The organism is Mycolicibacter kumamotonensis, from assembly GCF_002086285.1.
In the GTDB taxonomy this organism is placed as follows: domain Bacteria; phylum Actinomycetota; class Actinomycetes; order Mycobacteriales; family Mycobacteriaceae; genus Mycobacterium; species Mycobacterium kumamotonense.
In genome coordinates this window covers 106,247-132,079 of sequence record NZ_MVHU01000009.1, presented here as the reverse complement: position 1 = coordinate 132,079, position 25,833 = coordinate 106,247, and the positions used below count along the sequence as shown (strand labels likewise).

Annotated in this window: 26 protein-coding genes, 1 pseudogene and 1 riboswitch; of the genes and pseudogenes, 14 read left to right on the top strand and 13 right to left on the bottom strand. The window is 68.6% G+C overall.

What is annotated here, in order from left to right:
• Positions 1-264: 264 nt before the first annotated feature.
• Together BST28_RS08770 and BST28_RS24690 are read left to right on the top strand one after the other, a co-directional pair.
• Positions 265-903, top strand: coding sequence for a DUF4352 domain-containing protein (locus BST28_RS08770; RefSeq protein WP_083080682.1), 639 nt, complete (start codon positions 265-267; stop codon positions 901-903).
• A 46-nt stretch (positions 904-949) separates the two neighbouring features.
• Positions 950-1,754 (top strand): annotated as a pseudogene (locus BST28_RS24690) (serine/threonine-protein kinase); the annotation flags it as partial.
• A 493-nt stretch (positions 1,755-2,247) separates the two neighbouring features.
• Here the strand turns inward: BST28_RS24690 and BST28_RS08760 are convergent.
• Together BST28_RS08760 and BST28_RS08755 are read right to left on the bottom strand one after the other, a co-directional pair.
• Positions 2,248-3,900 carry a DNA repair helicase XPB gene (locus tag BST28_RS08760; protein ID WP_083080681.1) on the bottom strand — a complete coding sequence of 551 codons (1,653 nt, stop codon included), beginning with the start codon at positions 3,898-3,900 and terminating at the stop codon, positions 2,248-2,250.
• Between the two features lie 34 nt (positions 3,901-3,934).
• Positions 3,935-6,220 (bottom strand): helicase-associated domain-containing protein, encoded by a 2,286-nt coding sequence (locus tag BST28_RS08755; RefSeq protein WP_083080680.1) that lies wholly within the window; start codon positions 6,218-6,220, stop codon positions 3,935-3,937.
• Between the two features lie 62 nt (positions 6,221-6,282).
• Between BST28_RS08755 and BST28_RS08750 the strand changes: the two genes are divergently transcribed.
• The 4 genes from BST28_RS08750 to BST28_RS08735 are packed head-to-tail and all read left to right on the top strand — an operon-like array spanning position 6,283 to position 7,885.
• Entirely contained in the window at positions 6,283-6,471 is a 189-nt protein-coding gene (locus tag BST28_RS08750) for a hypothetical protein (RefSeq protein WP_019737297.1), read from the top strand.
• Positions 6,472-6,483: 12 nt separating this feature from the next.
• The gene (gene moaC / locus BST28_RS08745; RefSeq protein WP_083080679.1) at positions 6,484-6,963 is read left to right on the top strand and encodes a cyclic pyranopterin monophosphate synthase MoaC; all 480 of its coding nucleotides are present in this window, start codon (positions 6,484-6,486) and stop codon (positions 6,961-6,963) included.
• Between the two features lie 26 nt (positions 6,964-6,989).
• Positions 6,990-7,451: a MogA/MoaB family molybdenum cofactor biosynthesis protein gene (locus BST28_RS08740; RefSeq protein WP_413784763.1), complete on the top strand. Its 462-nt coding sequence runs from the start codon at positions 6,990-6,992 to the stop codon at positions 7,449-7,451.
• Entirely contained in the window at positions 7,448-7,885 is a 438-nt protein-coding gene (locus tag BST28_RS08735) for a molybdenum cofactor biosynthesis protein MoaE (RefSeq protein WP_083080678.1), read from the top strand. Before BST28_RS08740 ends, BST28_RS08735 begins: the two co-directional genes overlap by 4 nt.
• 71 nt (positions 7,886-7,956) lie before the next feature.
• Here the strand turns inward: BST28_RS08735 and BST28_RS08730 are convergent, their stop codons facing one another.
• From BST28_RS08730 to moaA, 3 genes are all read right to left on the bottom strand, one after another.
• Positions 7,957-8,865, bottom strand: coding sequence for a transglycosylase family protein (locus tag BST28_RS08730; protein ID WP_083080677.1), 909 nt, complete (start codon positions 8,863-8,865; stop codon positions 7,957-7,959).
• Positions 8,866-8,874: 9 nt separating this feature from the next.
• A riboswitch (cyclic di-AMP (ydaO/yuaA leader) is annotated at positions 8,875-9,059 on the bottom strand.
• Positions 9,060-9,468: 409 nt separating this feature from the next.
• Positions 9,469-9,747, bottom strand: a complete 279-nt coding sequence (locus tag BST28_RS08725) for a MoaD/ThiS family protein (protein WP_065286846.1) — start codon at positions 9,745-9,747, stop codon at positions 9,469-9,471.
• A 4-nt stretch (positions 9,748-9,751) separates the two neighbouring features.
• Positions 9,752-10,885 (bottom strand): GTP 3',8-cyclase MoaA, encoded by a 1,134-nt coding sequence (gene moaA / locus BST28_RS08720; protein ID WP_109560670.1) that lies wholly within the window; start codon positions 10,883-10,885, stop codon positions 9,752-9,754.
• A 213-nt stretch (positions 10,886-11,098) separates the two neighbouring features.
• Here moaA and BST28_RS08715 point away from each other — a divergent pair, with 213 nt between their 5' ends.
• The gene (locus BST28_RS08715) at positions 11,099-11,509 is read left to right on the top strand and encodes a cold-shock protein (RefSeq protein ID WP_065286847.1); all 411 of its coding nucleotides are present in this window, start codon (positions 11,099-11,101) and stop codon (positions 11,507-11,509) included.
• Positions 11,510-11,601: 92 nt separating this feature from the next.
• On the top strand, positions 11,602-13,542 hold the full coding sequence (locus tag BST28_RS08710; protein ID WP_083080676.1) for an acyl-CoA dehydrogenase family protein: 1,941 nt from the start codon (positions 11,602-11,604) through the stop codon (positions 13,540-13,542).
• 8 nt (positions 13,543-13,550) lie between these two features.
• On the opposite strand, the gene BST28_RS08705 is transcribed toward BST28_RS08710, so the two are convergent.
• A complete protein-coding gene (locus BST28_RS08705; protein ID WP_019738709.1) occupies positions 13,551-14,033 on the bottom strand; it encodes an SRPBCC family protein in 483 nt (160 codons plus the stop codon).
• Positions 14,034-14,074: 41 nt separating this feature from the next.
• On the opposite strand from BST28_RS08705, the gene BST28_RS08700 reads away from it, so the two are divergent.
• On the top strand, positions 14,075-15,091 hold the full coding sequence (locus BST28_RS08700; protein WP_019738708.1) for a glutathione S-transferase family protein: 1,017 nt from the start codon (positions 14,075-14,077) through the stop codon (positions 15,089-15,091).
• Here BST28_RS08700 and BST28_RS08695 read toward each other — a convergent pair.
• Both BST28_RS08695 and BST28_RS08690 read right to left on the bottom strand, forming a co-directional pair.
• Positions 15,076-15,585, bottom strand: coding sequence for a DUF2771 domain-containing protein (locus BST28_RS08695; protein WP_019738707.1), 510 nt, complete (start codon positions 15,583-15,585; stop codon positions 15,076-15,078). The two genes, BST28_RS08700 and BST28_RS08695, sit on opposite strands and share 16 nt — an antisense overlap.
• Positions 15,582-17,171 (bottom strand): MFS transporter, encoded by a 1,590-nt coding sequence (locus tag BST28_RS08690; protein ID WP_109560669.1) that lies wholly within the window; start codon positions 17,169-17,171, stop codon positions 15,582-15,584. The genes BST28_RS08695 and BST28_RS08690 overlap by 4 nt, the downstream gene beginning before the upstream one ends.
• Positions 17,172-17,397: 226 nt before the next feature.
• Here BST28_RS08690 and BST28_RS08685 point away from each other — a divergent pair, with 226 nt between their 5' ends.
• On the top strand, positions 17,398-18,390 hold the full coding sequence (locus BST28_RS08685) for a DUF3027 domain-containing protein (protein ID WP_083080674.1): 993 nt from the start codon (positions 17,398-17,400) through the stop codon (positions 18,388-18,390).
• On the opposite strand, the gene BST28_RS08680 is transcribed toward BST28_RS08685, so the two are convergent.
• Genes BST28_RS08680 through BST28_RS08670 form a run of 3 tightly spaced genes read right to left on the bottom strand, consistent with a single transcriptional unit; the run spans position 18,387 to position 19,706 of the window.
• A complete protein-coding gene (locus BST28_RS08680; RefSeq protein WP_083080673.1) occupies positions 18,387-18,932 on the bottom strand; it encodes a hypothetical protein in 546 nt (181 codons plus the stop codon). The two genes, BST28_RS08685 and BST28_RS08680, sit on opposite strands and share 4 nt — an antisense overlap.
• 20 nt (positions 18,933-18,952) lie before the next feature.
• Positions 18,953-19,408, bottom strand: a complete 456-nt coding sequence (locus tag BST28_RS08675; RefSeq protein WP_019738564.1) for an SRPBCC family protein — start codon at positions 19,406-19,408, stop codon at positions 18,953-18,955.
• A gap of 28 nt (positions 19,409-19,436) precedes the next feature.
• Positions 19,437-19,706, bottom strand: a complete 270-nt coding sequence (locus BST28_RS08670; RefSeq protein ID WP_019738565.1) for a DUF2530 domain-containing protein — start codon at positions 19,704-19,706, stop codon at positions 19,437-19,439.
• A 39-nt stretch (positions 19,707-19,745) separates the two neighbouring features.
• Here BST28_RS08670 and BST28_RS08665 point away from each other — a divergent pair, with 39 nt between their 5' ends.
• Both BST28_RS08665 and BST28_RS08660 read left to right on the top strand, forming a co-directional pair.
• On the top strand, positions 19,746-20,573 hold the full coding sequence (locus BST28_RS08665) for a TrmH family RNA methyltransferase (RefSeq protein WP_065286855.1): 828 nt from the start codon (positions 19,746-19,748) through the stop codon (positions 20,571-20,573).
• Complete coding sequence (locus BST28_RS08660) at positions 20,570-20,845, top strand: DUF2537 domain-containing protein (RefSeq protein ID WP_019738567.1); 276 nt, start codon at positions 20,570-20,572, stop codon at positions 20,843-20,845. Before BST28_RS08665 ends, BST28_RS08660 begins: the two co-directional genes overlap by 4 nt.
• Here the strand turns inward: BST28_RS08660 and sepH are convergent.
• Positions 20,836-21,624 carry a septation protein SepH gene (gene sepH / locus BST28_RS08655; RefSeq protein WP_065286856.1) on the bottom strand — a complete coding sequence of 263 codons (789 nt, stop codon included), beginning with the start codon at positions 21,622-21,624 and terminating at the stop codon, positions 20,836-20,838. The two genes, BST28_RS08660 and sepH, sit on opposite strands and share 10 nt — an antisense overlap.
• A gap of 113 nt (positions 21,625-21,737) precedes the next feature.
• On the bottom strand, positions 21,738-22,856 hold the full coding sequence (serC, locus tag BST28_RS08650; RefSeq protein ID WP_083080672.1) for a phosphoserine transaminase: 1,119 nt from the start codon (positions 22,854-22,856) through the stop codon (positions 21,738-21,740).
• A gap of 183 nt (positions 22,857-23,039) precedes the next feature.
• On the opposite strand from serC, the gene BST28_RS08645 reads away from it, so the two are divergent.
• Positions 23,040-24,080 carry an AurF N-oxygenase family protein gene (locus BST28_RS08645; RefSeq protein ID WP_043336847.1) on the top strand — a complete coding sequence of 347 codons (1,041 nt, stop codon included), beginning with the start codon at positions 23,040-23,042 and terminating at the stop codon, positions 24,078-24,080.
• A gap of 19 nt (positions 24,081-24,099) precedes the next feature.
• Complete coding sequence (locus BST28_RS08640) at positions 24,100-25,800, top strand: FAD-dependent oxidoreductase (RefSeq protein WP_019737424.1); 1,701 nt, start codon at positions 24,100-24,102, stop codon at positions 25,798-25,800.
• Positions 25,801-25,833: the final 33 nt, after the last annotated feature.

The following is a 25,833-nucleotide window of genomic DNA, read 5'->3' as shown; positions in this document are numbered from 1 at the left end:
GCACCGAGACTACGAGCCAGACACCAGGTGATCAGGATCCAACCACCGCACCAGGCGGCACCTCACCCTGACACTGATTCGAGGCTAGCGCCTCGCTGCTATCGGAGGGTGCATTGCAACGCAGCGCAGCCTCACCGGGTTACAGCGCCGAAGGTAAACCCTTCCGTTTGCTCTCTACATAGCTGCTACGTTCGGTACGCTTGTACACGTTGTCTGCAGTCGTGTGGGAGCAAATCCCGCTATTCTCACGTCAATGGAGTTGTAGTGACCAACCCTCACTTGCCGCAGCCGGGAGATCCGACCCAAAACGCCCAGCAGTCTCAGGTCGCACCGCCGGCGAAGAAGCGGCGTAAGTGGCCGTGGATAGTTGGCGGGATTGTTGTCCTTCTGATCGCCATTGGGGCTTTCTCTGACCCCAAGGAAACCAGCAAAGGCACGTCGGAAGGCGGCTTGGGTAGTGCTCAAGGCGGTACGCAAGACGCTGGCAATGCCCACGCAGTGATAAACACACCGGTGCGTGACGGGAAGTTTGAGTTCGTGGTCACTGGCGTTCAACCGGGCCTGGCTGAAATCGGTGATAACCCTTATCTGGTGCAGAAGGCGCAAGGCCAGTTCGTCGTGGTGTCCATGAGCGTCAAGAACATTGGAGATAAGCCGCAGTCGTTTTCGCCGAGTGCGCAGAAGTTGTTCGACGCCGAGGGGCGTAGCTTCGAGTCCGACACGATGGCACAGGTCGCGCTAGGCGACTCGGATGTCCCCGTTTACGACAACATCAACCCGGGCAATGGGGTCGATGTCAAGGTTGTCTACGACATGCCACCCGACGCTGTTCCAACGACGATTGAGTTGCACGACTCGGTGTTCTCCGGTGGTGTCAAGGTTTCTCTCAACGCTGGTTCTTGAAAGTCACTAAACGTGGGCTGAGTCGGCGGTGGTTGAGGAGGCTGACATCGACGGGGCACCCTTCGGTCGCTATCGGTTAATCGAATTGCTGGGTCGCGGCGGTATGGGAGAGGTGTGGCGAGCCTTCGACACAGTCACGGAGCGGGGGGTTGCGCTGAAATTGCTGCCAGCGCACTTGTCTGGCGACGAGGAATTTCAGCGGCGGTTCCGCCGGGAGGCGAAGGCGGCGGCCCGTCTGCGGGAGCCACATGCGGTGCCGATCCACGATCTTGGCGAGATTGACGGCAAGCTTTTCGTCACTATGCGCCTGGTCGACGGCTGCGATCTGCACCAGTTGCTCACTCGTGGGCCGATGGATCCCGGACTGGCCGTAGGAATCATCGAACAGATTGCGTCGGCGTTGGATGCCGCGCATCGCATCGGGCTGGTTCACCGTGACGTTAAGCCGTCAAACATCTTGGTCGGCGAAGATGATTTCGCCTATCTGATTGATTTCGGTATCGCACGAGTCATCGGAGAGACTGTATTGACCAGCACCGGTGTGACGGTAGGAACGTGGCCCTACATGGCGCCAGAAAGGTTTCGCTCTGGTGTGGCCGACGCCAGTGCTGATGTGTACTCGCTGGCCTGCGTGCTCTATCAGGCGCTGACTTGTTGGCCGCCGTTCCCGGGTCAGACCTTGGAGCAAATCGTAGCTGCGCACATGTTTCAGCCGCCACCTCGTCCGTCGCTGGTTCGAGGCGACGTTCCCGCGGCGATGGACGACGTTATCGCTACCGGCATGGCTAAGGACCCCCGGCTTCGCTTCCCCACGGCGAAGGCGCTGGCTCGAGCAGCCCGGGATGCGTTGGGGGGATCAGCGGCTTCAGTACGCGGCGGATTAACCGAGTCCAGTCAGCGCAGTTCGGGAGGATGGATAGACCCGGTAGTCCCCGTTGCAGCGACTTCGGTCGATCGTCCCGCAAATGTCACGGCCGCAGCCGTGCTCGCATTTCTGTGCGCAATAGGTCCGGCGCTTATCGGGGTCGTCGGGTTCGTGGAGGGACTGGGGAAACGGGATGTCGTGTACTTGATCACGGCGCTGGTGTTCGCCGGGGTCGCCGGCACCCTGGTGTGGGGCGGATTTATGGCGTTACGTGGTGCCACAGCGAGGTGCCTGCGGCGGCCGCCCCTTGTGTTCGGGGGCGTGCTAGTCGCCCTGTCCGTTATCGCCTTAACTGCCGGGACATTCGCCCTTGCGCAGGTCATAGCAATGTTCGCGTTGTCGACCCTAATGTTCTTGTGCTCGCTGTTAGTCAGGGCGCCGTCCGCGAGCGTGTTTTTCCGTTCGCGATCACAACGCCGCTAGATCGCCGGACCGAGCAGGTCGTCGGCGTCGCGGATGATGTAGCCGTAGCCCTGCTCGGCCAGGAACCGCTGCCGATGCGCGGCGTACTCGGCATCCAGACTGTCGCGGGCGACCACCGAGTAGAACACCGCCCCGCCGCCGGCGGCCTTGGGGCGCAGCAGCCGGCCGAGCCGCTGGGCCTCCTCCTGGCGGGACCCGAAGGTACCCGAGACCTGCACCGCTACCGACGCCTCGGGCAGGTCGATGGAGAAGTTGGCGACCTTGGACACCACCAGGGTGGACACCTCGCCGCGGCGGAAGGCGTCGAACAGCTTCTCGCGTTCGGCGGTGCGTGTCGAACCCTGGATCACCGGGGCGTCCAACTGCTCGCCCAGTTCCTCGAGCTGGTCGAGGTAGGCGCCGATCACCAAGGTCTGCTCGCCGGGATGCTGCTTGAGGATCGAGCGCACCACCGCGATCTTGGAGTGCACAGTCGAGCACAGCTTGTAGCGCTCCTCGGGATCGGCGACGGCGTAGGTCATCCGCTCGCTTTCGGTCATGGTGACCCGCACCTCGATGCATTCGGCCGGCGCGATCCAGCCCTGGGCCTCGATGTCCTTCCACGGGGCGTCGTAGCGCTTCGGCCCGATCAGGGAAAACACGTCGCCTTCGCGGCCGTCCTCGCGGATCAGGGTGGCGGTCAGCCCGAGCCGCCGCCGCGACTGCAGGTCGGCGGTCATCCGGAACACCGGGGCGGGAAGCAGATGCACCTCGTCGTAGATGATCAGCCCCCAGTCGCGGCTGTCGAACAGTTCCAGATGCCGGTACTCGCCCTTGGTGCGGCGGGTGATCACTTGATAGGTGGCGATGGTGACCGGCCGGATCTCCTTGCGCTCTCCGGAGTATTCGCCGATCTCCTCTTCGGTCAGCGAGGTGCGCGCGATCAGCTCGCGTTTCCACTGCCGCCCGGCGACGGTGTTGGTGACCAGGATCAGTGTGGTGGCGCCGGCTTTGGCCATCGCCGCGGCACCGACCAGCGTCTTGCCGGCGCCGCACGGCAGCACCACCACCCCCGACCCGCCCGACCAGAACGAGTCGGCGGCCATCTCCTGGTAGTCGCGCAGCTGCCAGCCGTCCTGGTGCAGCTCGATCGGATGTGCCTCGCCATCGACATAACCGGCCAGATCCTCTGCGGGCCAACCGATCTTGAGCAGCATCTGCTTGACCCGGCCGCGCTCGCTGGGATGCACCACCACGGTGTCGTCGTCGATGCGGGCACCGAGCATCGGCGTGATCTTCTTGTTGCGCAGCACCTCCTCCAGCACGGCACGATCCAGGCTGACCAGGGTCAGGCCGTGCACAGGGCTCTTCACCAACTGCAGGCGCCCGTAGCGGGCCATGGTGTCGACGATGTCGACCAACAGCGGCTGCGGCACCGCGTAGCGGGAGTGGGTGACCAGTGCGTCGACCACCTGCTCGGCGTCGTGGCCGGCCGCGCGGGCGTTCCACAACGCCAGCGGGGTGATCCGGTAGGTGTGCACGTGTTCGGGGGCGCGTTCCAACTCGGCGAACGGCGCGATCGCGGCGCGGGCCGCCCCGGCCTGTTCATGGTCGACCTCGAGCAGCACGGTCTTGTCGGATTGGACGATCAACGGCCCGTCGGTGCTCATGAGCCCATTATCCGGAGCGGACCGACAATGCTGCTCACTGCTCGGTCGACGCGATGGAGCTGATGCGGTGGATGGTGAAGTCACGCATCTGGCCGGAGGTCGAATCGAACGCCACCAACTGTCCGCCGCGGACCAGCACGGGGGAGACCTCGCGCTGGGTGGCCACCCCGGCGGCGTCGACATAGCCGATCAGCACGGTGGACCCCTCGGCCGCGGCGCGTTTGAGCATGATCATCGCGGTCACCGGCTCCAAACGGATGTTGTCGAACGGCCCCGACGTAACCGTGCGCAGCACCCGAACCAACGAGGTGAGGCTTTCGCCGCTGGGCCCGGCGACCGGCCGGTGGGCGCGGCGCTCCGCCGGGGTCGGCACCCGCACCCCGCGTGGGCGGATGTCGACGATCGTGCCAGTGGCATCCTCGGCGGCCGGGGCGAAACCGGCGTCGCGCAGCGCCGCCAGCACGTCGGCGATCGGGGCCTGCGCCACCGCCACCGTCGGGGCCAGCATCCGCAGGCCGAGTGCCTCGGCGGACGGCACCGCCACCGCCTGGGCCAAAAGGGCCGGATCCTCGCAGCGCACGAAGGACGCCGCCATCCCGATCCGCAGCTGCCCGTGCCGGCGCGCGACGTCATCGATCAGGTAGGTGAGCCCCTGCGGCACCGGGGTCTTGGAGTGCCTTGCAAAGAACGCGTGCAACCCGGCGCCGGTGCGGCCGGCGTCCAGCGCGGCCCGAATGGTCTGCTCGGAGACCCGGTAGACCATCGCCGCGCCGGCCGATTCCACGGTCGCGACGACGGCCAACTCCTCGGCCAGTTCACGTTTCAGCGGCCCCGGCACCACCACGGTCAGGTCGGCCTGCACCAGGAAGTGGTCGATCGGCTCGGGCAACGCCTTCGTCATCGCGGCCACCGCGGCGGCATCATCGGAGTCGGCCAACAGGACCCGCCCCGGAAAGCTGAGCGCGCCGCGGCCCAGCACGCCCAGGGCGTGCGCCTCATCGAGTAGTTCGCCCACCGGCCCGGGCTGTAGCCGGTTGGCCCAGCGCGGCCGGCGCCAGACCAAGGCCTGCGACGCGGACACCGCGTCGGCCCCGGCGCCGACGGGCAGCTCGGCGAGCATGCCCAGCAGCAGCCGGCGATCCAGCGGGGCGGCGGTGGAGAACAGCGGGCTGGACAGCGCCGCCCGGGGTTTGCCGTCGGCGCCACGGCTGCCGATCAGACCCGGCCGGGCCGGCAGATCCAGCCAGGTGGCGGCCAGCAGATGCCAGCGTTCGGCGGTCGGTCGCTCGGCGAACCGGTCGGCGAGCACCGTCGGCGCCCAGTACGGGCCGTCGGCGTCGGGCCAATCCCGTTGGTCGACGCTGGCCGGGTCCGGAAAATCGGCCGCGATCAGCCGTGCGGTGGCGGCCACCTCGAGCAGCAGACCCAGCCGGGTTTCGTCGACGCCGGTCGTCTTGGCCAGCCGCTTGACCTCGCGGACACCGAGCCCGCCGCTGCGCAGCTCCGGCACCGGCGCATCCCCCAGGCTGGCCAGAATCACGTCGAGTTCACGCAGCAGGTCGATCACCGCGCCGGCGGCGGCCGCATCGACGTCGGCCGCCGTGGTCTGGGAGACCACCGGCTCGGGGGCGCGCAGGCCGACCGGCCCCGGCTGCTCACCGCGCAGCATCTGGCCGACGAGCCGCGGCAGGATCACCGTTTCGTCGTCGATGCGGCGAAGCAGACCCGCGGCCAGAAGCCGCGGCACCGGATGCTCCGGCGGTGCCCCGGGGGCGGCGTCGCGGGTGCGGCCGATCGGGGAGCCGGTCACCAGCTTGTCGAGCAGGTCTCGCTGGGGTGCATCCAGGTCATCGAGGGCAGCCATGATCCGCTCCGGGCTCAGCTCCGGATCCTCCCGGGTGACCTGCCCCGGATGCCACGGCAGCCCGGCACCCGCCTCGGCGGCGACCCGCAGCGCACCGTCGGGCTGCTGCGGCGAACCCCAGCACAGCGCCCGCTCGATCAGGTCGGTCAACGCCTCGTGCACCGCGTCGGCGGGTGCGCGCTCACCGATCAGCGCCAGCAGTTCGGTCACCGGCACCGCGGCGGCATCGGCCTCCAGCACCAGCAGCGCGTCGAGGACGGCGAGCCGCAGGAAATCCAGCTCGTCGGTGGCCGCCCGGACCGACTGGCGGGCCTGCGCCCGCGCCGCCAGCGCGGCGATACTGCCCGGCGGCGGTTGGGCGAGGTCGGGCCGCAGCTCCAGTAGCCGGATCAGACTCTCGTCGGGCAGGTCGGCCAGCCACGATCCCAGCGGCACACCCCGGGCGTGTTCGGTCATCGACGACCAGCGTAAGGCCCAACCGGTGAGCGACGCCGATCGCGACCTGTCAGAATGGTGCCGTGGCTGCTAATCAGGACAACAAGAACCGGTACGTCGACAACGGGTGGCCGGAGACCGACGGCGAACCGGCAGTGAGCGAGCTGCGCACCGACCGGGCCGGTGCGTTGTCACCGTTCGGGGACCTGGTGTTCCCGCTGCCGTCCGAAGAGCTGCCGTACCTGCATCCGGTCACCGTCGTCAACCGGTAGACGCTGACCGTCATGACCGGTGCCGGCCCGCTGTCACACCTCGATGAACGCGGTGCGGCCCACATGGTTGACGTCAGCGCGAAGGCGACCACCAAGCGCACCGCCGTCGCCGCGGGCGTGCTGCGCACCACCGCGCGGGTGGTGCAGCTGATCTCGGCCGGTGGGCTGCCCAAGGGTGATGCCCTGGCCACCGCGCGGGTGGCGGGCATCATGGCCGCCAAACGCACCAGCGACCTGATCCCGCTCTGCCACCAGCTGGCGCTCACCGGAGTCGACGTCGACTTCGCGATCGGCGAAGCCCAGATCGACATCACCGCCTCGGTGCGCACCACCGACCGCACCGGGGTGGAGATGGAGGCGCTGACGGCGGTCAGCGTGGCGGCCCTGACCCTCTACGACATGATCAAGGCCGTCGACCGTGCCGCGATCATCGACGACATCCGGGTGCTGAGCAAAGACGGCGGCCGCACCGGGGCCTGGGAGCGCCGGTGACCGCCGCGAGCGCCCGCACCGCCCACGTGATCATCGCCTCCACTCGTGCGTCGGCGGGGGTGTACACCGACCGCACCGGGCCGATCATCGCCGACTGGCTGGCGCAGCGTGGTTTCGCGCCCGCGCAGCCGGAAGTCGTTCCCGACGGGGAGGCCGTCGGTGCGGCGTTGCGGGCCGCGATAGCGGCGCCCGTGGACCTGATCATCACCTCCGGGGGGACCGGGATCTCGCCGACCGACGACACCCCGGCGCAGACGGTGGCCGTGCTGGACTACGAGATTCCCGGCCTGGCCGATGCCATCCGCAGATCGGGCCTGCCGAAGGTGCCGACGTCGGTGCTGTCCCGCGGTGTGTGCGGAGTGGCCGGGCGGACGCTGATCGTCAACCTGCCCGGCTCGTCCGGAGGCGTGCGTGACGGGCTCGGAGTGCTCGCCGACGTACTGGATCACGCCTTGGATCAGCTAGCCGGCGGAGACCACGACCGATGACCGACACCGGCGCGCTGGTGCTGCGGGCGGCGGTCACCGAAGAGCCCATCCTGCTCAGCGAGCACGAGGACCTGGTCGGCCACCGGGCCGCGGGCGCGATCGTCGGCTTTGTCGGCATGATCCGCGATCATGACCACGGCCGGGAGGTCACCCGGCTGGAGTATTCCGCGCACCCGTCGGCGCAACAGGTCATGGCCGAGGTGCTGGCCGAGATCGCCGAACACAGCGCCGGGATTCGGGCGCTGGCGGCCAGCCACCGGGTCGGTGTCCTGCACATCGGCGACGCCGCGCTGGTGGCCGCGGTGGCGGCCGATCACCGCCGGGAGGCATTCGAGGCCTGCGCGCTGCTGGTCGACACCATCAAGGCGCGGCTGCCGGTCTGGAAGCACCAGTTCTTCGCCGACGACACCGAGGAATGGGTCGGCTCGGCGTAAGCCCGAGACACCGAAGACACGAAAGAGGGGGCCGGCGATCCGGCCCCCTCTTTTCGCGTGCGTCTCTGGCGTTAGACGACCCGGCTGGGCTGCTGCGCGAACGCGGCCAGCGCGTCGTTGCCGCTGATGTTTTCCGAGCGGATGGCCTGCCACAGCTGCTGGTGGAAGCCGACCGAAACCGCCTGCGGCTTGTCGCCCTCGGGGGCCGGGGCCGCATCGTCGCCGGGCGCGGGCGCCTCGGGGGCCGGCGGCATCCACCAGGGTGCCTCTGGGGCCGGCGGCACGTCCTCGGCGATCGGGGCCGGGGCCTCGGGAGCCGGAGCCTCCGGAGCGGGCGCCTCGGGGGCCGGCGGCATCCACCAGGGTGCCTCCGGGGCCGGCGGCACGTCCTCGGCGATCGGGGCCGGAGCCTCCGGAGCCGGCGGCATCCAGCCGGCCGGAGCGACCGGGCTGGAGTCCTCGGCGGGTGCGGGGGCCTCGGGGGCCGGCGGGGCCCACCACGGTGCCGGCTCGGGAGCCGGCGGGGCCATCGGGTTGTCCATGGCCACGGTCTGGCCGTTGACATCCGGGTTGTCGATCGGGGCGTCGGCCGGGGTCGCGGGGACCTCACGCGGCGATGCGCCGGACAGGCCGCGACCGCAGACCGGCCATGCACCGCGTCCCTGAGTCGCCAGCACGTGCTCGGCGATGGCGATCTGCTGCTCGCGGCTGGCCAGGTGGGCCGACGGGGCGTACTTGCCGCCGCCGTGTGCGCTCCAGGTGCTCGGCGAGAACTGCAGGCCGCCCTGGTAGCCGTTGCCGGTGTTGATGCCCCAGTTGTTACCGGATTCGCATCCGGCGACGCGGTCCCATTCGTCATCGGTGGCCGCGGCGGCGTGCCCGGCGAGGGCAAGGCTGCCGCCACCGATCACGGCACCGGTGAAGGCGATTTTGGCGATGTTGACGTTCGACTGGGTGGGCTTGCGATGCCGTCCACTCATACGGTGGTGAATTCCTCTCTGTCTACGCCTGCGAGGTCAGCGTCGGGTTCGGGCTGAAGAAGACTGCCCGGCCTCAGCGCACCGCGGTGCGTCCTACGGCTTCACCCCAAGGGGCCGAGGGGCCCCAGGTCCGCTCGCGGCGGACCGGTCGGGTCCCCCGCCTCCATCCATCAGGTATTGGGTGGTTTTCCCCGCCCGCTGGATGGAGCTCGGCGCTACGAGAGAGGAAAGGCGGATCGACCGGAAGAGTGTCGATACACCCGGAGATAGACCGTAACCGGTCTTTACGGCATCGTCACGCTTAGGGGTCCCGGGTGTTTTCACTGCCGGTTCTTCCTAAAACACCAGGAAGCGGCGGAGTTTGTGCAGGTCAGAGCGTGCTCTACCAAGCCGTTGTCGGTCCGTGATCAATTCGTTATGTGACGTAGATCATGTTTATCCGCCGGGTTTGATGCGGCGGTCCAGCTTCGCCTCTCCTGCGTCGAGGCTCGCTACCCGCCGGGTTTGATGCGGCGGCCCAGCTTCGCCTCTCCTGCGTCGAGGCTCGCTGCCCGCCGGGTTTGATGCGGCGGTCCAGCTTCGCCTCTCCTGCGTCGAGGCTCGCTACCCGCCGGCGAACGGCGGCAGTACGTCGATCGTCTCACCGGGTTGCAGCGCCGCGGAGTGGTCGCGCACCGCGACTCCATCACGCAGATAAGAGCAGCGGCCCAGCACCGTCGCCAGCCGTTCATTTCCCTGCGCCAACGTATCGGCGAGCTCGGCCACACCGGCCCCGGAGGGCACGCGGACGGTCTCTGCTTCGACGCCGGCGGCCGCTCGCGCCGCGGCAAAGTAGCGGACGTTCACCGCAACCGCGGTGGTGCTGTCGGTCTGCTGCATCATCGGGTTAACCACCTATCGCACTCATCGGGCGATCCGGCTGGATGAAGTCCGGATCGTTGATGCCGTGGCCGGCTTTCTTCGACCACATCGCGGCACGCCATGCCTGCTCGATGGCGTCGTCGTCGGAGCCGTTTCGCAATAGGGCCCGCAGATCGGACTCCTCGGTGGCGAACAGGCAGTTGCGGATCTGGCCGTCGGCGGTGAGCCGGGTCCGGTCGCAGTCCCCGCAAAACGGCCGCGACACCGACGCGATGATCCCGAAGGTGCCGGCCGGATGGTCCGGGCCCTCATCCACCAGCCACACCTCGGCCGGCGCGGAACCGCGCGGCTTCGGATCGGGCCGCAGCGAGAAGTGGGCCTGCACGGTTTCCAACAGTTGCTCGACGCTGAGCCCGGCGTCGCGGTTCCAGGTGTGGTCGGCGTCCAGCGGCATCATCTCGATGACCCGCAGCTGGTAGCCGTGCTGCAGGCAGAAGCGCAGCAGGTTGAGGATGTCCTCGCCGGTGACCTTGGGGGCGGCCACGGCGTTGACCTTGATCGGTGCCATGCCGGCCCGGGCGGCCGCATCGAGGCCGTCGAGTACGTCGGGCAGCCGGTCGCGCCGGGTGATCTCGGCGAAGTGGGCGCGGTCGACGGTGTCCAGCGACACGTTGATCCGGTCCAGCCCGGCTGCCACCAGGGCGCCGGCGCGTCGTGACAGCCCCAGGCCGTTGGTGGTCAGCGCGATCTCGGGACGCGGCCGCAGGCTCGCCGCGGCGGCCACCACGTTTTCGAGATGGCGGGCCAGCAGTGGCTCACCGCCGGTAAACCGGATGTCGGTGATGCCCAGCCGGGTGACGCCGATACGCATCAGCCGGACCAGCTCGTCGTCTTGCAGCAGGTGCTGGCTGGGAATCCAGTCCAAGCCCTCGGCCGGCATGCAGTAGGTACAGCGCAGGTTGCATCGGTCGGTCAGGGATATCCGCAGATCGGTGTGCACCCGGCCGAACGTGTCGACCAACGGCCCGGAGGTGGGCATCTGTTGGGAGATGGCCCGTTGCACGGCTTTGTCGAAGGCCTGCCGGGCGGAGTGTGTGTCGTCCGCGCCGGCGGCGTCCACCTGCGGTGGCGTCTGCAGATCCCGTTGCCTCAACGTCATATGCGTATCCGTTTCCGGTTGGCCGGAGAGCGACCGGATCATGTTCAATGTCCGGCGCATGTCTTCTCCAGCGGCTCCACCAGCTTACCGAGGAAACCGGGGTGCTCTGTGGGCCGCCGTCCGAGTAGGATCAGCTTCTGACGCGTCCTGCGCAGGCGGGACGCTTCATTTGTGTCCCCCAGATAGTGATCAGCAAGACAGCAGGTGAGACCAGTGCCGACCGGCAAGGTGAAGTGGTACGACGCCGCGAAGGGCTTCGGCTTCTTGTCCCAGGAGGAAGGTGAGGACGTTTACGTCCGCGCCTCGGCCCTGCCGGACGGCGTGGAGGGTCTCAAGGCGGGCCAGCGGGTGGAGTTCGGCGTCGCCGCGGGCCGCCGCGGGCCGCAGGCGCTGACGCTCAAGCTGATCGACCCGCCGCCGAGCTTGTCGCGCACGCGTCGCGAGGCGGCTCCCGCCGAGCACCGGCACACCCCCGATGAGCTGCATGGCATGGTCGAGGACATGATCACCCTGCTCGAAGGCACGGTGCAGCCGGAGCTGCGCAAGGGGCGCTACCCGGACCGCAAGACCGCCCGCCGGGTGTCCGAGGTGGTCAAGGCCGTGGCCCGCGAGCTCGACGCCTAGAAAGGTCCGCGCCCAAGGTGTAGTGGCCGGCCTGATTGGGGAACACCGGTAGACAGTCGCTCGAGGAGCGCCGTCGAACCGGGAGGTGCCCGATGGCACAACAGGTAGGGGTCACCGAGGAGCAGGCCAGGGCTGTCGCGGAGGAATCCCGCGAAAGCGGTTGGGACAAACCGTCCTTCGCCAAAGGGCTGTTTTTGGGGCGTTTCTCACTGGAACTGATTCACCCGTTTCCGAGGCCGCCGGATGCCGAGGCCGCACGCACCGAGGAGTTCCTGGGCAGGCTGCGGCAGTTCCTGGAAACCGTCGACGGCACGGTCATCGAGGGGGACGCGCAGATCCCCGACGACTACGTCAAAGGTCTGGCCGAACTGGGCTGTTTCGGCCTGAAGATACCCCCGGAGTACGGCGGCCTGGGTATGTCGCAGATCGCCTACAACCGGGCGCTGGTGATGGTGTCGAGTGTGCATCCGAGCCTGGGGGCGCTGCTGAGCGCGCATCAGTCGATCGGGGTGCCCGAACCGCTCAAACTGGCCGGCACCGAGGAACAGAAGAAGAGGTTCCTGCCGCGCTGCGCGGCCGGGGCGATCTCGGCGTTCCTGCTGACCGAACCGGACGTGGGCTCCGATCCTGCCCGGCTGGCCTCGACCGCGACACCGATCGAGGACGGGGCCGCCTACGAGTTGGACGGGGTGAAACTGTGGACCACCAACGGCGTGGTCGCTGAGCTGCTCGTGGTGATGGCCCGGGTGCCCAAGGTCGACGGTCATCGAGGAGGCATCAGCGCGTTTGTCGTGGACGCCGACACGCCCGGCATCACCGTCGAACGCCGCAACAAGTTCATGGGGCTGCGCGGTATCGAGAACGGCGTGACCCGGCTGCACCGGGTTCGGGTGCCTGCCGCCAACCTGGTCGGACGCGAGGGCGACGGCCTGAAGATCGCGCTGACGACGCTCAACGCCGGACGCCTGGCCATTCCGGCGATGACGACGGGGGCGGCGAAATGGTCGCTGAAGATCGCCCGGCAGTGGTCGCGCGAGCGGGTCCAGTGGGGTAAGCCGGTCGGCGAGCACGAGGCCGTGGCCAAGAAGATCGCGTTGATCGCCGCGACCGGCTACGCGATGGAGGCGGTGCTGGAGCTGTCCGGTCAGATGGCCGACGAAGGCCGCAACGACATCCGGATCGAGGCGGCGCTGGCCAAATTATGGTCCAGCGAGGTGGCCTGCGTCGTGGCCGACGAGTTGCTGCAGATCCGCGGGGGCCGCGGTTATGAGACGGCGGAGTCGCTGGGCGCCCGCGGGGAGCGTGCGGTTCCGGTGGAACAACTGGTGCGAGACCTGCGGATCAACCGCATCTTCGAGGGATCCAGCGAGATCATGCGGCTGCTGATCGCACGTGAGGCCGTCGACCCACACCTGAGCGCCGCCGGGGACCTCGCCGACCCCAAGGCCGATCTGCGGCACAAGGCCAAAGCAGCGGTCGGGGCCAGCGGATTCTACTCAAAGTGGTTGCCGCAGCTGGTTTTCGGCGAAGGCCAACGCCCCGCCGGGTACCGCGAGTTCGGCCGGCTGGCGCCGCATCTGCGATTCGTGGAACGCCACTCCCGCAAGCTCGCGCGCAACACGTTCTACGGCATGGCCCGGTGGCAGGCCGGCTTGGAGAAGAAGCAGGGATTTTTGGGCCGCGTCGTCGATATCGGCGCGGAGCTGTTCGCCATGGCGGCCGCCTGCGTGCGCGCGGAGGCCCAGCGGGTGGCCGACGCCGGCGAAGGGGAGCAGGCATACCAGCTGGCCGACGCGTTCTGTCAGCAGTCACGCCTGCGGGTCGAGGCCCTGTTCGCCGCGTTGTGGACGAACACCGACCGCAGCGATGTCCGGCTGGCCCACGCGGTCCTGGAGGACCGCTACACCTGGCTCGAGGACGGTGTGCTCGATCCGTCGGAAGGCACCGGACCGTGGATCACCGACTGGGCGCCGGGCGCGTCGAGCGAAACCGATCTGGCCCGGCGCTTCGGGGCAGCCTCTACTGCACAGTGACCCCGAGCTCAGCTCTCGACAACGGCTTTGATCGCGGTCAGGGTCCGAACCATGTCGCGCCGCATCCGGGGTCCGCGCAGCCAGCCGAGGAGCCGCCAGTACAACCGCATGGCCGGGATGTCTTCAAGCTGGAACGACTCGGTGACGGTAGTGCCACCGCCCGTACCCGGCGCCAGTGTGTAACGCCACGTGAGTTGGACGGTATTGCGCGGCATGATCAGCAAACCAAATGGGCGGGAGCGTACCGCGAACGCGAACACCGCGGAGGGCTCGCACTCGGTGACGGTGCATGTCGTCCAGTAGATCGGGCCCTTCTCGTTCCGTTTGACGTGCCCCCGAAACCGGACGCCGACGACCGGTTCTGTCGCGTCATCAAGCCATTCCGCTTCGAAGGTCTCGGGGCTGAACCGGCCGATCTGCGTCACATCGGTGATCAGCGACCACACCGTGCCTGCCGGGGCGTCCATCTGGACGGTTGCCGAGCCTTGCATTCCTCGAGCGTAGGCGGCGCGGGGCTGGCACGCTGGTAACCATGGCCTCCTACGTTGCTGCCGGTGGTGACTTCAAGCGCGACACCGACCACATCACCACCCGGATCACCGCCGACGGCCGCGACGGCTACCCCGTCGAGCCCGGCCGCTACCGGCTGATCGTGGCGCGGGCCTGCCCGTGGGCCAACCGCACCATCATCGTGCGCCGGTTGCTCGGGCTGGAAGATGTTATCTCCATTGGGTTTTGCGGACCCACGCACGATCAGCGCAGCTGGACCTTCGACCTGGACCCCGGCGGTGTGGACCCGGTATTGAAGATCCCGCGGTTGCAGGACGCCTACTTCAAGCGTTTCCCCGACTATCCGAAGGGAATCACCGTCCCGGCGATCGTCGACGTGCCCACCGGAGCGGTGGTCACCAACGACTTCGCCCAGATCACCCTGGATTTCTCCACCGAGTGGACGGCCTATCACCGCGACGGCGCCCCGCAGTTGTATCCCGAACCGTTACGCGCCGAGATCGACGAGGTGGCCAAGCGGATCTACACCGAGATCAACAATGGCGTCTACCGATGCGGCTTCGCCGGCAGCCAGGACGCTTACAGCGCCGCCTACGACCGGTTGTTCACCGCGCTGGACTGGGTCAGTGAACGCCTGGCGGATCAGCGCTACCTGGTGGGGGACACCATCACCGAGGCCGACGTGCGGTTGTTCACCACCCTGGCCCGGTTCGATCCGGTCTATCACGGGCACTTCAAATGCAACCGGCAGAAGCTGTCCGAGCTGCCGGTGCTGTGGGCTTATGCCCGCGACCTGTTCCAGACCCCCGGGTTCGGCGACACCACCGACTTCGTCCAGATCAAGCAGCACTACTACATCGTGCACGCCGACATCAATCCCTCCGGGATCGTTCCCGACGGCCCGGACCTGGCGAATTGGCTTTCACCCCATGGGCGAGAAGCACTGGGCGGCAGGCCATTCGGGGACGGTACTGCTCCGGGTCCGGTGCCCGAGTCCGAGCGGGTGACGGCCGGGCACGGGGCTCAATCCGACTCGTGACCGCCCCACTGCAGGCCCACCGCCCATTCGGCGTGCGGTACCGCGAACTGCTCGCCGGTGTCCTGGTCGACGACGAGGGTGAGCAATTGCACCACCACGCCGCGCAGCGGACCGCGTTGCGGGTCGATGGTGGGGATGGTGACCGCCAGGGTGCTGCCAGGCGCGTGCATGGTGCGGGTGGCGTCGGCCGGATCATCGTAGAGCCGTAAGAGCCGCCACGGCGCCCGGCCGATGACGGTATCCACCGACAGCTGGACCGGATGGCGCTCGTCGACGGTCAGCGTGCCTTGCGCCTCGCTCAGCACGCACTCGTCGAGGTTGAGCACGTCGCAGTACATGTAGGGCCCGACATGGGTGAGGCGCCCGTTGGAGTAGGCGCTGACCTGCGGCGGCGTCGGCTCGCCGCCGCGGGTGAACCACCAGGTGCCGAACCCGGCAAGTGCCGCCGTTGCCACCACCAGCACCGTCACCAGCACGGCCGTCGAACGTTTCATCGGCTCATCACCCCTGTCTGATCGCGGCGGGCGCCGTCCTGCTCGATCAGCACCGGACGGTTACCGCCCAAACCGGGGATCAACGAGTCGCCGTGGAAGGAGAGGATGGTCTGGGCCAGCCCCGGGATCAGCAGCGCGGTGATCGCGGTGAAGCCCACCCACAGGTCGGTGTATACCAGTACGCCCAGCGCGCCGCCGAGCACCCATGCCAGCTGCAGGGTGGATTCGGTCCGCCCGAACGCCGAGGCCCGCGATTCCTCGGGCAGGTCGTCTTGCAGCGCGGCGTCCAGTGATGCCTTCGCGACCGCGCTGGACCCGGAGGTGACCAGGGCGGCGATGGCCGCCATCACCAGGGTTCCGGCCACCGCCGCCGCCAGCGCGACGGCGGTCACCGCCATGGTGCAGCGCACCACCAGCACCGCGGGCCGGCCCAGCTGCAGCCGGGCGGCGGTGAAGTTGCCGGCGAAGTTACCCAACCCCGCGGCCGCACCGATCAGCCCGAGAATGCCCAGCTGCACCCAGCCGTTGGCGTCGTGCTGTTTGGCCACGAACGCCGGGTACAGGAACAGGAAGCCGACCATTGCCTTGATGGTGCAGTTGCCCCACAGCGCGGCGATGATGTTGCGGCCCAACGGTTGGCGCAGCGGCTGGCTCAGCGCCCCGCCGGCCCGCCTGACCTGTTCGGGCCAGCTGCGGCGCTCGTTCGAGCGGTAACTCAGGGTGGTCGGGACCTCCCCGGTGGTCACCTCCACCCACCGCGGGATGCGCATCGCCAGACCCGCCCCGGCCATCGAGACCGCGACGACCACGAACAGCGCCCCGGGCAGTTCGAGCAGGTGGGTGAACACATATTCGGCGCCCGCGGCGACACCGCCGCCGACGATCGTCCCACCGAGCAGCCCGAACATCGTCAATCGGGAATTGACCCGAACCAGATCGATGGACGGCGGCATCACCCGCGGCGTCACCGCGCTGCGCAGCACGGTGAACGACTTCGAGAGCACCATCATGGCCAGCGCGCACGGGTAGAGCACCCAGGAGCCGAAGGTGCCGGCGCCGCCGTCGTAGTTGGCGATCAGCACCACGGCCAGCATGGTGCGCAGCGCGAACGACAATGCGAGCGCGGCACGCCGGCCATGCTGGATGCGGTCCAGCGCCGGGCCGATCAGCGGTGCGACCACCGCGAACGGCGCGATCGTCACCAGCAGGTACAGCGCCACCCGGCCCTTGCTCTCGCCGGTCGCCGCGGCGAAGAACAAGGTGTTGGCCAGTGCTACGGCCATCGCCGCATCGACGGCGAAGTTGGCGACCACCGGCCAGGTCAGCGCGGTCAGCCCGGATTTGTCGGCGCCGTCGGCGGTGGCGGCCCGCTGCACCAGCCCGTACATCCGGTAGCCCATTTCGCGGCTGCGGGCCGCGGCGGCCCGGGTCACCGTGACGCGGTCGCCGGTGCCCGCGTCGCCAGGTGGTGGGCTTTGCCGGGGTGGCCCGTTGTGGGCGCGCAGTGGGGGCAGGTAGCGGTTGGCGCTGGGCATCGGCTTGCGCTGCCGCTGGTCATCGTGGCTGTCGCTGGGGTAATGGGCCATGCCGGGGTGCTCGCCGGACGAGCCGTTGCGGGGGCCGCGGCCGGTGGCCGCAGGCGGACGACGACGCCGGCCGGGGTCGGGGAGATCACGCCGCCGTGCAGACACGGTTCAATTCTTCCCTATGACCGTCGCCGCGCCGTGCAGGTCGTGATCGTGCCTGCGTGTGGCTGAGTGGGACGGCCTGCGGCAGTATTAGGGGCGTCATTGAAGGGAAGGGACCCGCGTGATGCGACCCAGCGCAGAATCAGACACCGCGACCATCGCCGTGCCCGCGGTGCTGGCCGAGGCCGTCGACCAGGCCCGTGCGGCCGTCGCCGAGTTCAGCGGCGCCGACACCGTCGGCGAGCACCTGGGCGTCGACTACGAGGACGCGACCGCCGCCACTCACCGGTTCGCCGCGCTGCTGCCGGGTTATCAGGGCTGGCAGTGGGCGGTCGTGGTCGCCGCCATCCCGGGCGCCACGCACTCCACGATCAGCGAGGTGGTGCTGGTTCCCGGCCCCACCGCACTGTTGGCGCCGGAATGGGTGCCGTGGGACCAGCGGGTCCGGCCCGGCGATCTGGGCCCGGGGGACCTGCTGGCACCGCCCGCCGACGATCCGCGGCTGGTCCCGGGTTATACCTCGAGCGGCGACCCCGAGCTCGACGAGGTGGCCGGCGAGCTCGGTCTGGGCCGCCGGTGGCTGATGAGTCCGCTGGGCCGCGCGGAGGCGGCGCAGCGCTGGCACGACGGCGAGTACGGCCCGGATTCGGCGATGGCGCGCTCCACCAAGCGGGTCTGCCGCGACTGCGGCTTCTACCTGCCGCTGGCCGGCGTGCTGGGCACGGCGTTCGGAGCCTGCGCCAATGAGATGTCCGCAGACGGTCGGGTGGTCGACGCCGAGTACGGCTGCGGCGCCCACAGTGACACCCCGGCACCGGCGGGAACCGGCTCCCCGGCCTACGAACCCTACGACGACGGTGTGCTGGAGATCCTGGAGATCGCTGCCGCCGTCGAGACCGCTGCCGAACCGGCTGACGCGCCGGCCGAGGCGGCTGAAGTGACAGAGCCGGCTGAAGCGGCCGAAGTGGCCGAACCGGCTGAATCGGCCGAGCCGGTCGAGCCGGTCGAGGCGGTAGCCGAACCTGCCGATGCCGAAACCGACGCTGCCACTGTCGAAACAGCCGTCGAAACCGCAGCCGAAGCACCCGCCGAACCGGCGGAGTCCGACACTCCCTAGCCGAAGTTGAACAGGAACTCGCCCGGCAGCACCACCGCCATGTTGTAGATGGTGTTGACCACCAGCCCCGGCAGCCCGAGCACATAGTTGATGATGTCCTGCGGGATGGTGAACGCCGCGCTGAAGGCCATCCCGAAGTCGAGGTTGACGAGGCTGGTGACCAGGTTCTCGACGTCGTTGAACAACGTTCCGGGCAGGCTGAACAGGCTGTTGAAGAAGCCTTGGGCCGCAGCCAATTCCGCGTTGAACAGCCCGGCGATATCGAAGGCGTCGGCAGCGCCGGGGGTGTCCAGGGCCGCGACGTCGGCGATGATCCCGTCGATCCCGTCGATCCCGTCGGTCAACGCGCTACCGGTCAGCATCACCTCCGCCGACACCCGGGCGACGGCATGCGAGGTGACCTCGGGTGCCGCGGTCACCGGGGCCAGGCCGGCGGCCAGCAGTACCGCGGTCGCTGCAGCGCCGCTCAGCATGCGAGGGGTCAATGTCACGGTTCCCATCATCTCCGAGGCTCCCTCCCAATCGATGGTGACGATGGACATTACTCCACATGCAGGCTGCGTCAGCCGTTTTCGGCGGCCGCCTTGATCCGCGCCAACGAGGCTTTCATGCCGTCGACCAGTTCCTGTTCGAAGTTCTCGACCCCGCCCATGAACTTGCTCGTCAGAAACGTCGACACCGCCGTGACACCGTTTTCGGCGTGCCGGCTCTCGGTGACCCGGGTGCCTTCGGCGGTCGGCTCGAGTTCGTAGCTCCACACGCTGTGGTTCTCGGTGACCCGGAAGGCCAGCTTGCGCTCCGGGATGTACTCGGTGATCACGGAGGTGGTGGGCCAGAACAGCCGGCCGCGCCGGTTGACGTTGATGGTGCGGGTGCCGGCGCGCAGCGCACCCAGCGGTTTCATCCACCGGCACTGCGGGCTCCACTCGGGCATGCGCCGGAAGTCGGAAATCAGGTTCCATACCTCGGTGACCGGTGCCTTGATGTCGATCTCTGCCTTCAACAGCGGGGCTGCCATCTCATTCCTCCTTGGTTCGGCCGCAACTCTATTCGTGTTCCAGTCCGGTTTGGGCGCCGCGCATGCCGCGTCGTGCCGCGTTGCGCTGCAACAGAAAGATGGTGGTGCCCAGTACACCCACGCCGAGGCCGGCGACGCTCACCGGCCGCCACGACTCCAGGGCCGGTATCGCGAACGCCGCGACGGTCGCGCAGCCGAAGCCGCCGGCGCCGGCGCCGATCACCGGCCAGACCCGCAGCAGGGCGGGTGGCAGCGGTGGTGGCTCGGGGGCCAGCCCAGGCGGCGGGTGGGGGGTCATCGCCGTTGACGTTAGCGCCCCGCCGGTAATGTTCGGAAAGTGGCCAGGGTTATCGACGTCGTCGATATCGAGGACCCCCGCGATTCACGGCTGGACGACTTCCGGGATCTGAACAGCATCGACCGTCGCCCGGATCTGCCCACCGGCAAGGGGCTGGTGATCGCCGAAGGGGTGTTGGTGGTGCAGCGAATGCTGGCCTCGCGCTTCACGCCCCGGGCGTTGCTGGGGACCGACCGCCGGCTGACGGAGCTGGCACCGGACCTCGCCGGGGTATGCGGGGTTCCCTACTACCGGGTTTCGGCCGAGGTGATGGCCGAGGTGGTCGGCTTTCACCTCAACCGCGGTGTGCTGGCCGCCGCATCGCGGGTGCCCGAGCCCACGGTGGCGGAGCTGATCGGCGGTGCCCGGACCATCGCGGTGCTCGAGGGCGTCAACGATCACGAGAACCTGGGCTCGATCTTCCGCAACGGCGCCGGCCTGGGCGTCGACGCGGTGGTGTTCGGCCAGGGCTGCGCCGACCCGCTGTACCGCCGTGCGGTGCGCGTGTCGATGGGGCATGCCCTGCTGGTGCCGTTCGCCCGCTCGGCGGAGTGGCCGGCGGATCTGACAATGCTGCGCGAGCGGGGGTTTCGCCTGCTTGCCATGACTCCGGATCCGCGGGCCGAAGCGCTGTCGACGGCCATGGCGAAGGTGCGTGACGAGCCGGTGGCCGTGCTGGTCGGGGCGGAGGGGCCGGGTCTGTCAGAGCAGGCCATGCGGGCCAGTGACTTGCGGGTGCGCATTCCGATGTCGCGAGGCACCGACTCCCTCAACGTCGCGACGGCGGCAGCGCTGGCGTTCTACGAGCGCACTAGGCTGCCGGAATGAGTCCGACCCAAACCACGCCGTGGGCAACGGGTTTGATCGTGGCGGCGTTCGTCGCGGCGGTGTCGGGGACCGCGATCGCGGTGCTGAGCCTGGGATTGATGCGGGTGCACCCGGCGGTGGCGGTCGCCCTCAACCTGATCGCGGTGGGCGGGCTGGCGCCCACGGTGTGGGGCTGGCGGCGCACCCCGGTGTTGCGATGGTTGGCGCTGGGCGCCGGACTCGGCGTGGCGGGGGCGTGGCTGGTGCTGTTGGTGCTGGTCGCTCAGCGTTGACCGGCTGAGCCGGTCGAGCGCACCCCGAGCAGCACGTCCTCCCAACCCGGAACGGAAGGCTTGCTGCGCCGGGACGGCCGGGTCGTCGGGCGTTGGCGCACCGGCTCGTCGTCCACCACCGGCGCGGCGGCGGGCTCCTCGAACTCCAGTTCGGCGACCGGGGCGACCGGCCGCAGCGGACGGTCGAAGTCCGGGTCGATCAACTCCATCGCCGAGTCGTCGACGGCGGTCACCGTTCCGCCGTGTGCTCCCGGGGCGAAGCGGAAGTGGGCGACGTTGTCGGAGCGTCCCGCCTTCCAGGCCAGCTGCACCGTCCAGCGCCCGTCCTCGTTGCGCCACGCGTCCCAACTGCTCTGATCGGGATTGAGGCCGCGGCTCATCAGCGCGCTGGTGACCACTTCGAGCAGGGTCGCCACCGCCGGCCCGTCGGCCAGCACCGGGTGGGCCGCGGCCGCCAGCTCCGCGGCGCGCGACCGCTCCAGCAGCACCGGGTGGGCGAACCGCTCCACCCGGGAGACGTCGACCCCGGCCGCCGCGGCCACCTGCTCGACCGACGCGCCGGCGCGGATGCGGGCCTGGATGTCCTTCGGGCGCAGCATGGTGGCGCCCAGATCGATCTGGGTCTGCCCGACGCGATTGCCCTCGCCGCGCACCGCGGAACGCATCCGGTCGTCGATGCGCAGCCGGAACATGTCGGCGCGTTCGTCGTCACCGCAGACGCTCTCGCAGATGATGTGTTTGCCGTCGACGTCGAGACCTACGACTGTCAATTCCCGCATGACTTCTCCTCGCGAAGGCCCGGTTACCTGCGGACTCTAGTGCAGCGAGCGGCCTCGGCCGCGGTGACACGCTGGGGTTATAACGACTTGATCACGGGAGCCCGGGGCTGTGCTCAGAGCCTTTCGACGACCCAGTCCACGCACTGCGTCAGCGCGCTGACGTCGTCGGGCTCCACGGCCGGGAACATCGCGATCCGCAGCTGGTTGCGGCCGAGTTTGCGGTAGGGCTCGGTGTCGACGATGCCGTTGGCCCTAAGCACCTTGGCCACCGCGGCGGCGTCCACGCCCTCGACGAAGTCGATGGTGCCCACCACCTGCGAGCGCAGTGCCGGGTCGGCGACGAACGGCGTGGTGAAGGATCGCTCCTGCGCCCAGGAGTACAGCCGCTGTGACGAATCCGCGGTGCGCTTGACCGCCCAGTCCAGCCCGCCGTTGCCCAGCAGCCAGTCCAGCTGCTCGGCCATCAGTGCCAGGGTGGCGATCGCCGGGGTGTTGTAGGTCTGGTTCTTGGTGCTGTTGTCGACTGCGATCGGCAGGGACAGGAACTCCGGCACCCAGCGGCCCGAAGCGGCGATGGCCTCGATGCGGGCCAGTGCGGCCGGGCTCATGATCGCCAGCCACAGGCCACCGTCGGAGGCGAAGTTCTTCTGCGGCGCGAAGTAGTAGGCGTCGGTTTCGGTGATGTCGACGGGCAGGCCGCCGGCGCCCGACGTCGCGTCGATCACGACCAGCGCGTCGCCTGCGCCGCTGGGCCGGCGCACCGGCACCGCCACCCCGGTCGAGGTCTCGTTGTGCGCCCAGGCGATCACGTCGACCGACGGGTCGGAGGTCGGCTCGGGGGCGCTGCCCGCATCGGCCTTGATGATGATCGGGTCACCGACGAAGGGGTTCTTGGCCACCGCCGAGGCGAACTTCGCGCTGAACTCGCCGTAGGTCAGGTGCAGGGAGCGCTTGTCGATCAGACCGAACGCCGCGGCGTCCCAGAACGCGGTGGAGCCGCCGTTGCCCAGGACCACCTCGTAGCCGTCGGGCACTGAGAACAGCTCGCGTACCCCGCTGCGGACCCGGCCGACCAGGTCTTTGACCGGCGCCTGGCGGTGCGAGGTGCCGAACAGCGGCGCCGCCGTGGTGACCAGCGCGTTCAACTGCTCCGGCCGGACCTTGGAGGGCCCACAGCCGAACCGACCGTCGGCGGGCTTGATGTTGTCCGGGATCGTGAGCTGCTCAGGCATGGTCTCTAGCGTAGACAGCGTCCGGCGGAGGCCTGCACGGCAGGTTTCATGTGACATAAATCACATGAGACACTTGACACCTGTCACGGCCACAAGGGGTATTCAAGCCCTAGACGGTACCCGATACCTGCGGTACCGTTGTACATACGAAGGCCAAATGTAAACGTCAGTGGGGTGTCTCCGATGGCTCAGAAAACGGCTCAAAAACCGGCTCGAACCCGCTTGGTGCGCCGCTGGCGGGCCAACATGGAAGTGTCCGACGACACCAAGTACGTCGACATGCTCAACACCCTCTCGGAGGGCTCGGTGCGGCGGCACTTCAACCCGTACGTCGACATCGACTGGGACAGCCCGGAATTCAAGGTCACCGAGAATGACCCGCGGTGGATCCTGCCGGCCACCGACCCGCTGGGTAAGCACGCCTGGTACCAGGCGCAGCCCGAAGAGCGCCAGATCAAGATCGGCATGTGGCGTCAGGCGAACGTGGCCAAGGTCGGCCTGCACTTCGAGTCCATCCTGATTCGCGGCCTGCTCAACTACGCGTTCTGGGTGCCCAACGGCTCACCGGAGTACCGGTACTGCCTGCACGAGTCGGTCGAGGAGTGCAACCACACCCTGATGTTTCAGGAGATGGTCAACCACATCGGCGCCGACGTGCCCGGCATGCCGCGGTTCCTCAAGTGGATTGCGGCGTTCATTCCGCTGGTCGCCGGCCCGCTGCCGATCCCGTTCTGGTTCGGCATCCTCGCCGGCGAGGAACCCATCGACCACATCCAGAAGGACATCCTGCGCGAGGGCAAGACGCTGCACCCGATCATGGAGAAGGTGATGGCGATCCACGTCGCCGAAGAGGCGCGCCACATCTCCTTCGCCCACGAATACCTCAACAAGCGCATCCCGCACCTGCCGCGCCGCAAGCGGTTCTGGCTCTCGCTGTTCGTGCCGGTCACAATGCGGATCCTGTGCTCGGCGATCGTCGTTCCGCCGAAGGAGTTCTGGGTGGAGTTCGACATCCCCCGCTCGGTGCGCAAGGACGTGTTCTTCGGGTCGGCCGATGCCCGCCGGATGCTGTCGGACATGTTCGCCGATGTGCGGATGCTCTGCCACGACACCGGGCTGATGAACCCGGTCGCCAAGCTGGTGTGGCGGATGTGCCGGATCAACGGGGCGCCGTCGCGCTTCCGGGCCCAGCCGCAGCGCGCCCACCTGTCGCGCGTCGCATAAGTCAGCGAACCGCCGTCTCATGCCGCACGTCATCAGTCAGGCATGCTGCAACGACGCGTCCTGCGTCTTCGCCTGCCCGGTCTACTGCATTCATCCCAGCCCGGATGAACCGGACTTCGCCACCGCGGAGATGCTCTACATCGACCCGGACGCCTGCGTCGACTGCGGCGCCTGCGTCCGGGCCTGCCCGGTCGGTGCGATCTACCCCGACACCGCGCTGCCGGCCGAGCAGCTGCCGTTCATCGAGATCAACAAGTCCTACTACCCCAAGCGCCCCGAAGGGGTGAAGCTGCCGCCGACCTCCAAGCTGGCGCCGATCCTGCCCGCTGCCGAGGTGCACAAGCGCGGCAGGCATCCGCTGACGGTGGCCATCGTCGGCTCCGGCCCGGCGGCGATGTACGCGGCCGACGAACTGCTGACCCAGCCCGGCGTGCTGGTCAACGTATTCGAGAAGCTGCCCACGCCCTACGGGCTGGTGCGCGCCGGGGTCGCCCCGGATCACCAGCGCACCAAGCTGGTCACCCGACTGTTCGACGAGATCTCCCGGCGGCGGGGCTTCAACTTCTTCCTCAACGTCGAGGTCGGCAAGCACCTGAGCCATGCCGACCTGTTGGACTACCACCACGCCGTGCTCTACGCGTCCGGCGCGCTGCACGACCGCCGGCTCGAGGTCGACGGCATGGACCTGGCCGGCACCGGCACCGCCACCGAGCTGGTCGGCTGGTACAACGGGCACCCCGATTTCGTTGATCTGCCCGTCGATCTCAGCCACGAGCGGGTGGTGATCGTCGGCAACGGCAACGTGGCACTGGACGTGGCCCGCATCCTCACCTCCGACCCCGACAAGCTGGCCGGCACCGACATCGCCGATCACGCCCTGGCGGTGCTGCGCGATTCCCGGGTGCAGGAAGTGGTGATCGCCGCGCGCCGCGGGCCGATCGACTCCGCGTTCACCCTGCCGGAGCTGGTCGGCCTGACCCAGACCGCCGAAGTGGTACTCGACGCCGAGGACCACGCCCGGGTCCGCAACGACCTGGCCACCGTGCGCGACGACTTCACCCGGCAGAAACTGGAGATCCTGGCCAAGCTGGGCAGTGTGGACAGCGCCACGGCGCAACCCACCCGGCCCCGCATCCGGTTCGCCTACCAGCTGACCCCGGCCCGGGTGCTCGGTGAGAACCGTGCCGCCGCAGTGGAATTCACCGTGACCGGCACCGATCAGGTCCACCGGATCGATGCCGGGCTGGTGCTGACCTCGATCGGTTACCACGGCACGCCGATCGCCGACCTGCCGTTCGACGACGCCGCCGGTGTCGTGCCGAACGAGGGCGGCCGTGTCATCGACCCGGCCACCGGGCAGCCGGTGCCGGGAGCGTACGTCTCGGGCTGGATCAAGCGCGGCACCAACGGCTTCATCGGCACCAACAAGTCCGACTCGCTCAACACGATCCAGGCCCTGGTGGCCGATTACAACGCCGGGCAGTTGAGTGAGCCGATCGGCGGGCCGCGCGCGGTAGCGCGGATGGTGCACGCCCGTCAGCCCGAGGTGATCGACGCCGCGGGCTGGAAGGCCATCGACTCTGCCGAGATCGCCCGCGGCGACGCGCAGAATCGGCCCCGGGTGAAGTTCACCCGGGTGCCGGACATGCTCGAGCAGGTCGAGGACTACTCCGGTGTGCCGCTGCTGCAGAACCTGCTCAGCGCGCTGCGGCGGCGTTGAACCCGTGCCTCGTCGCCGAGTGAACGCGATGCC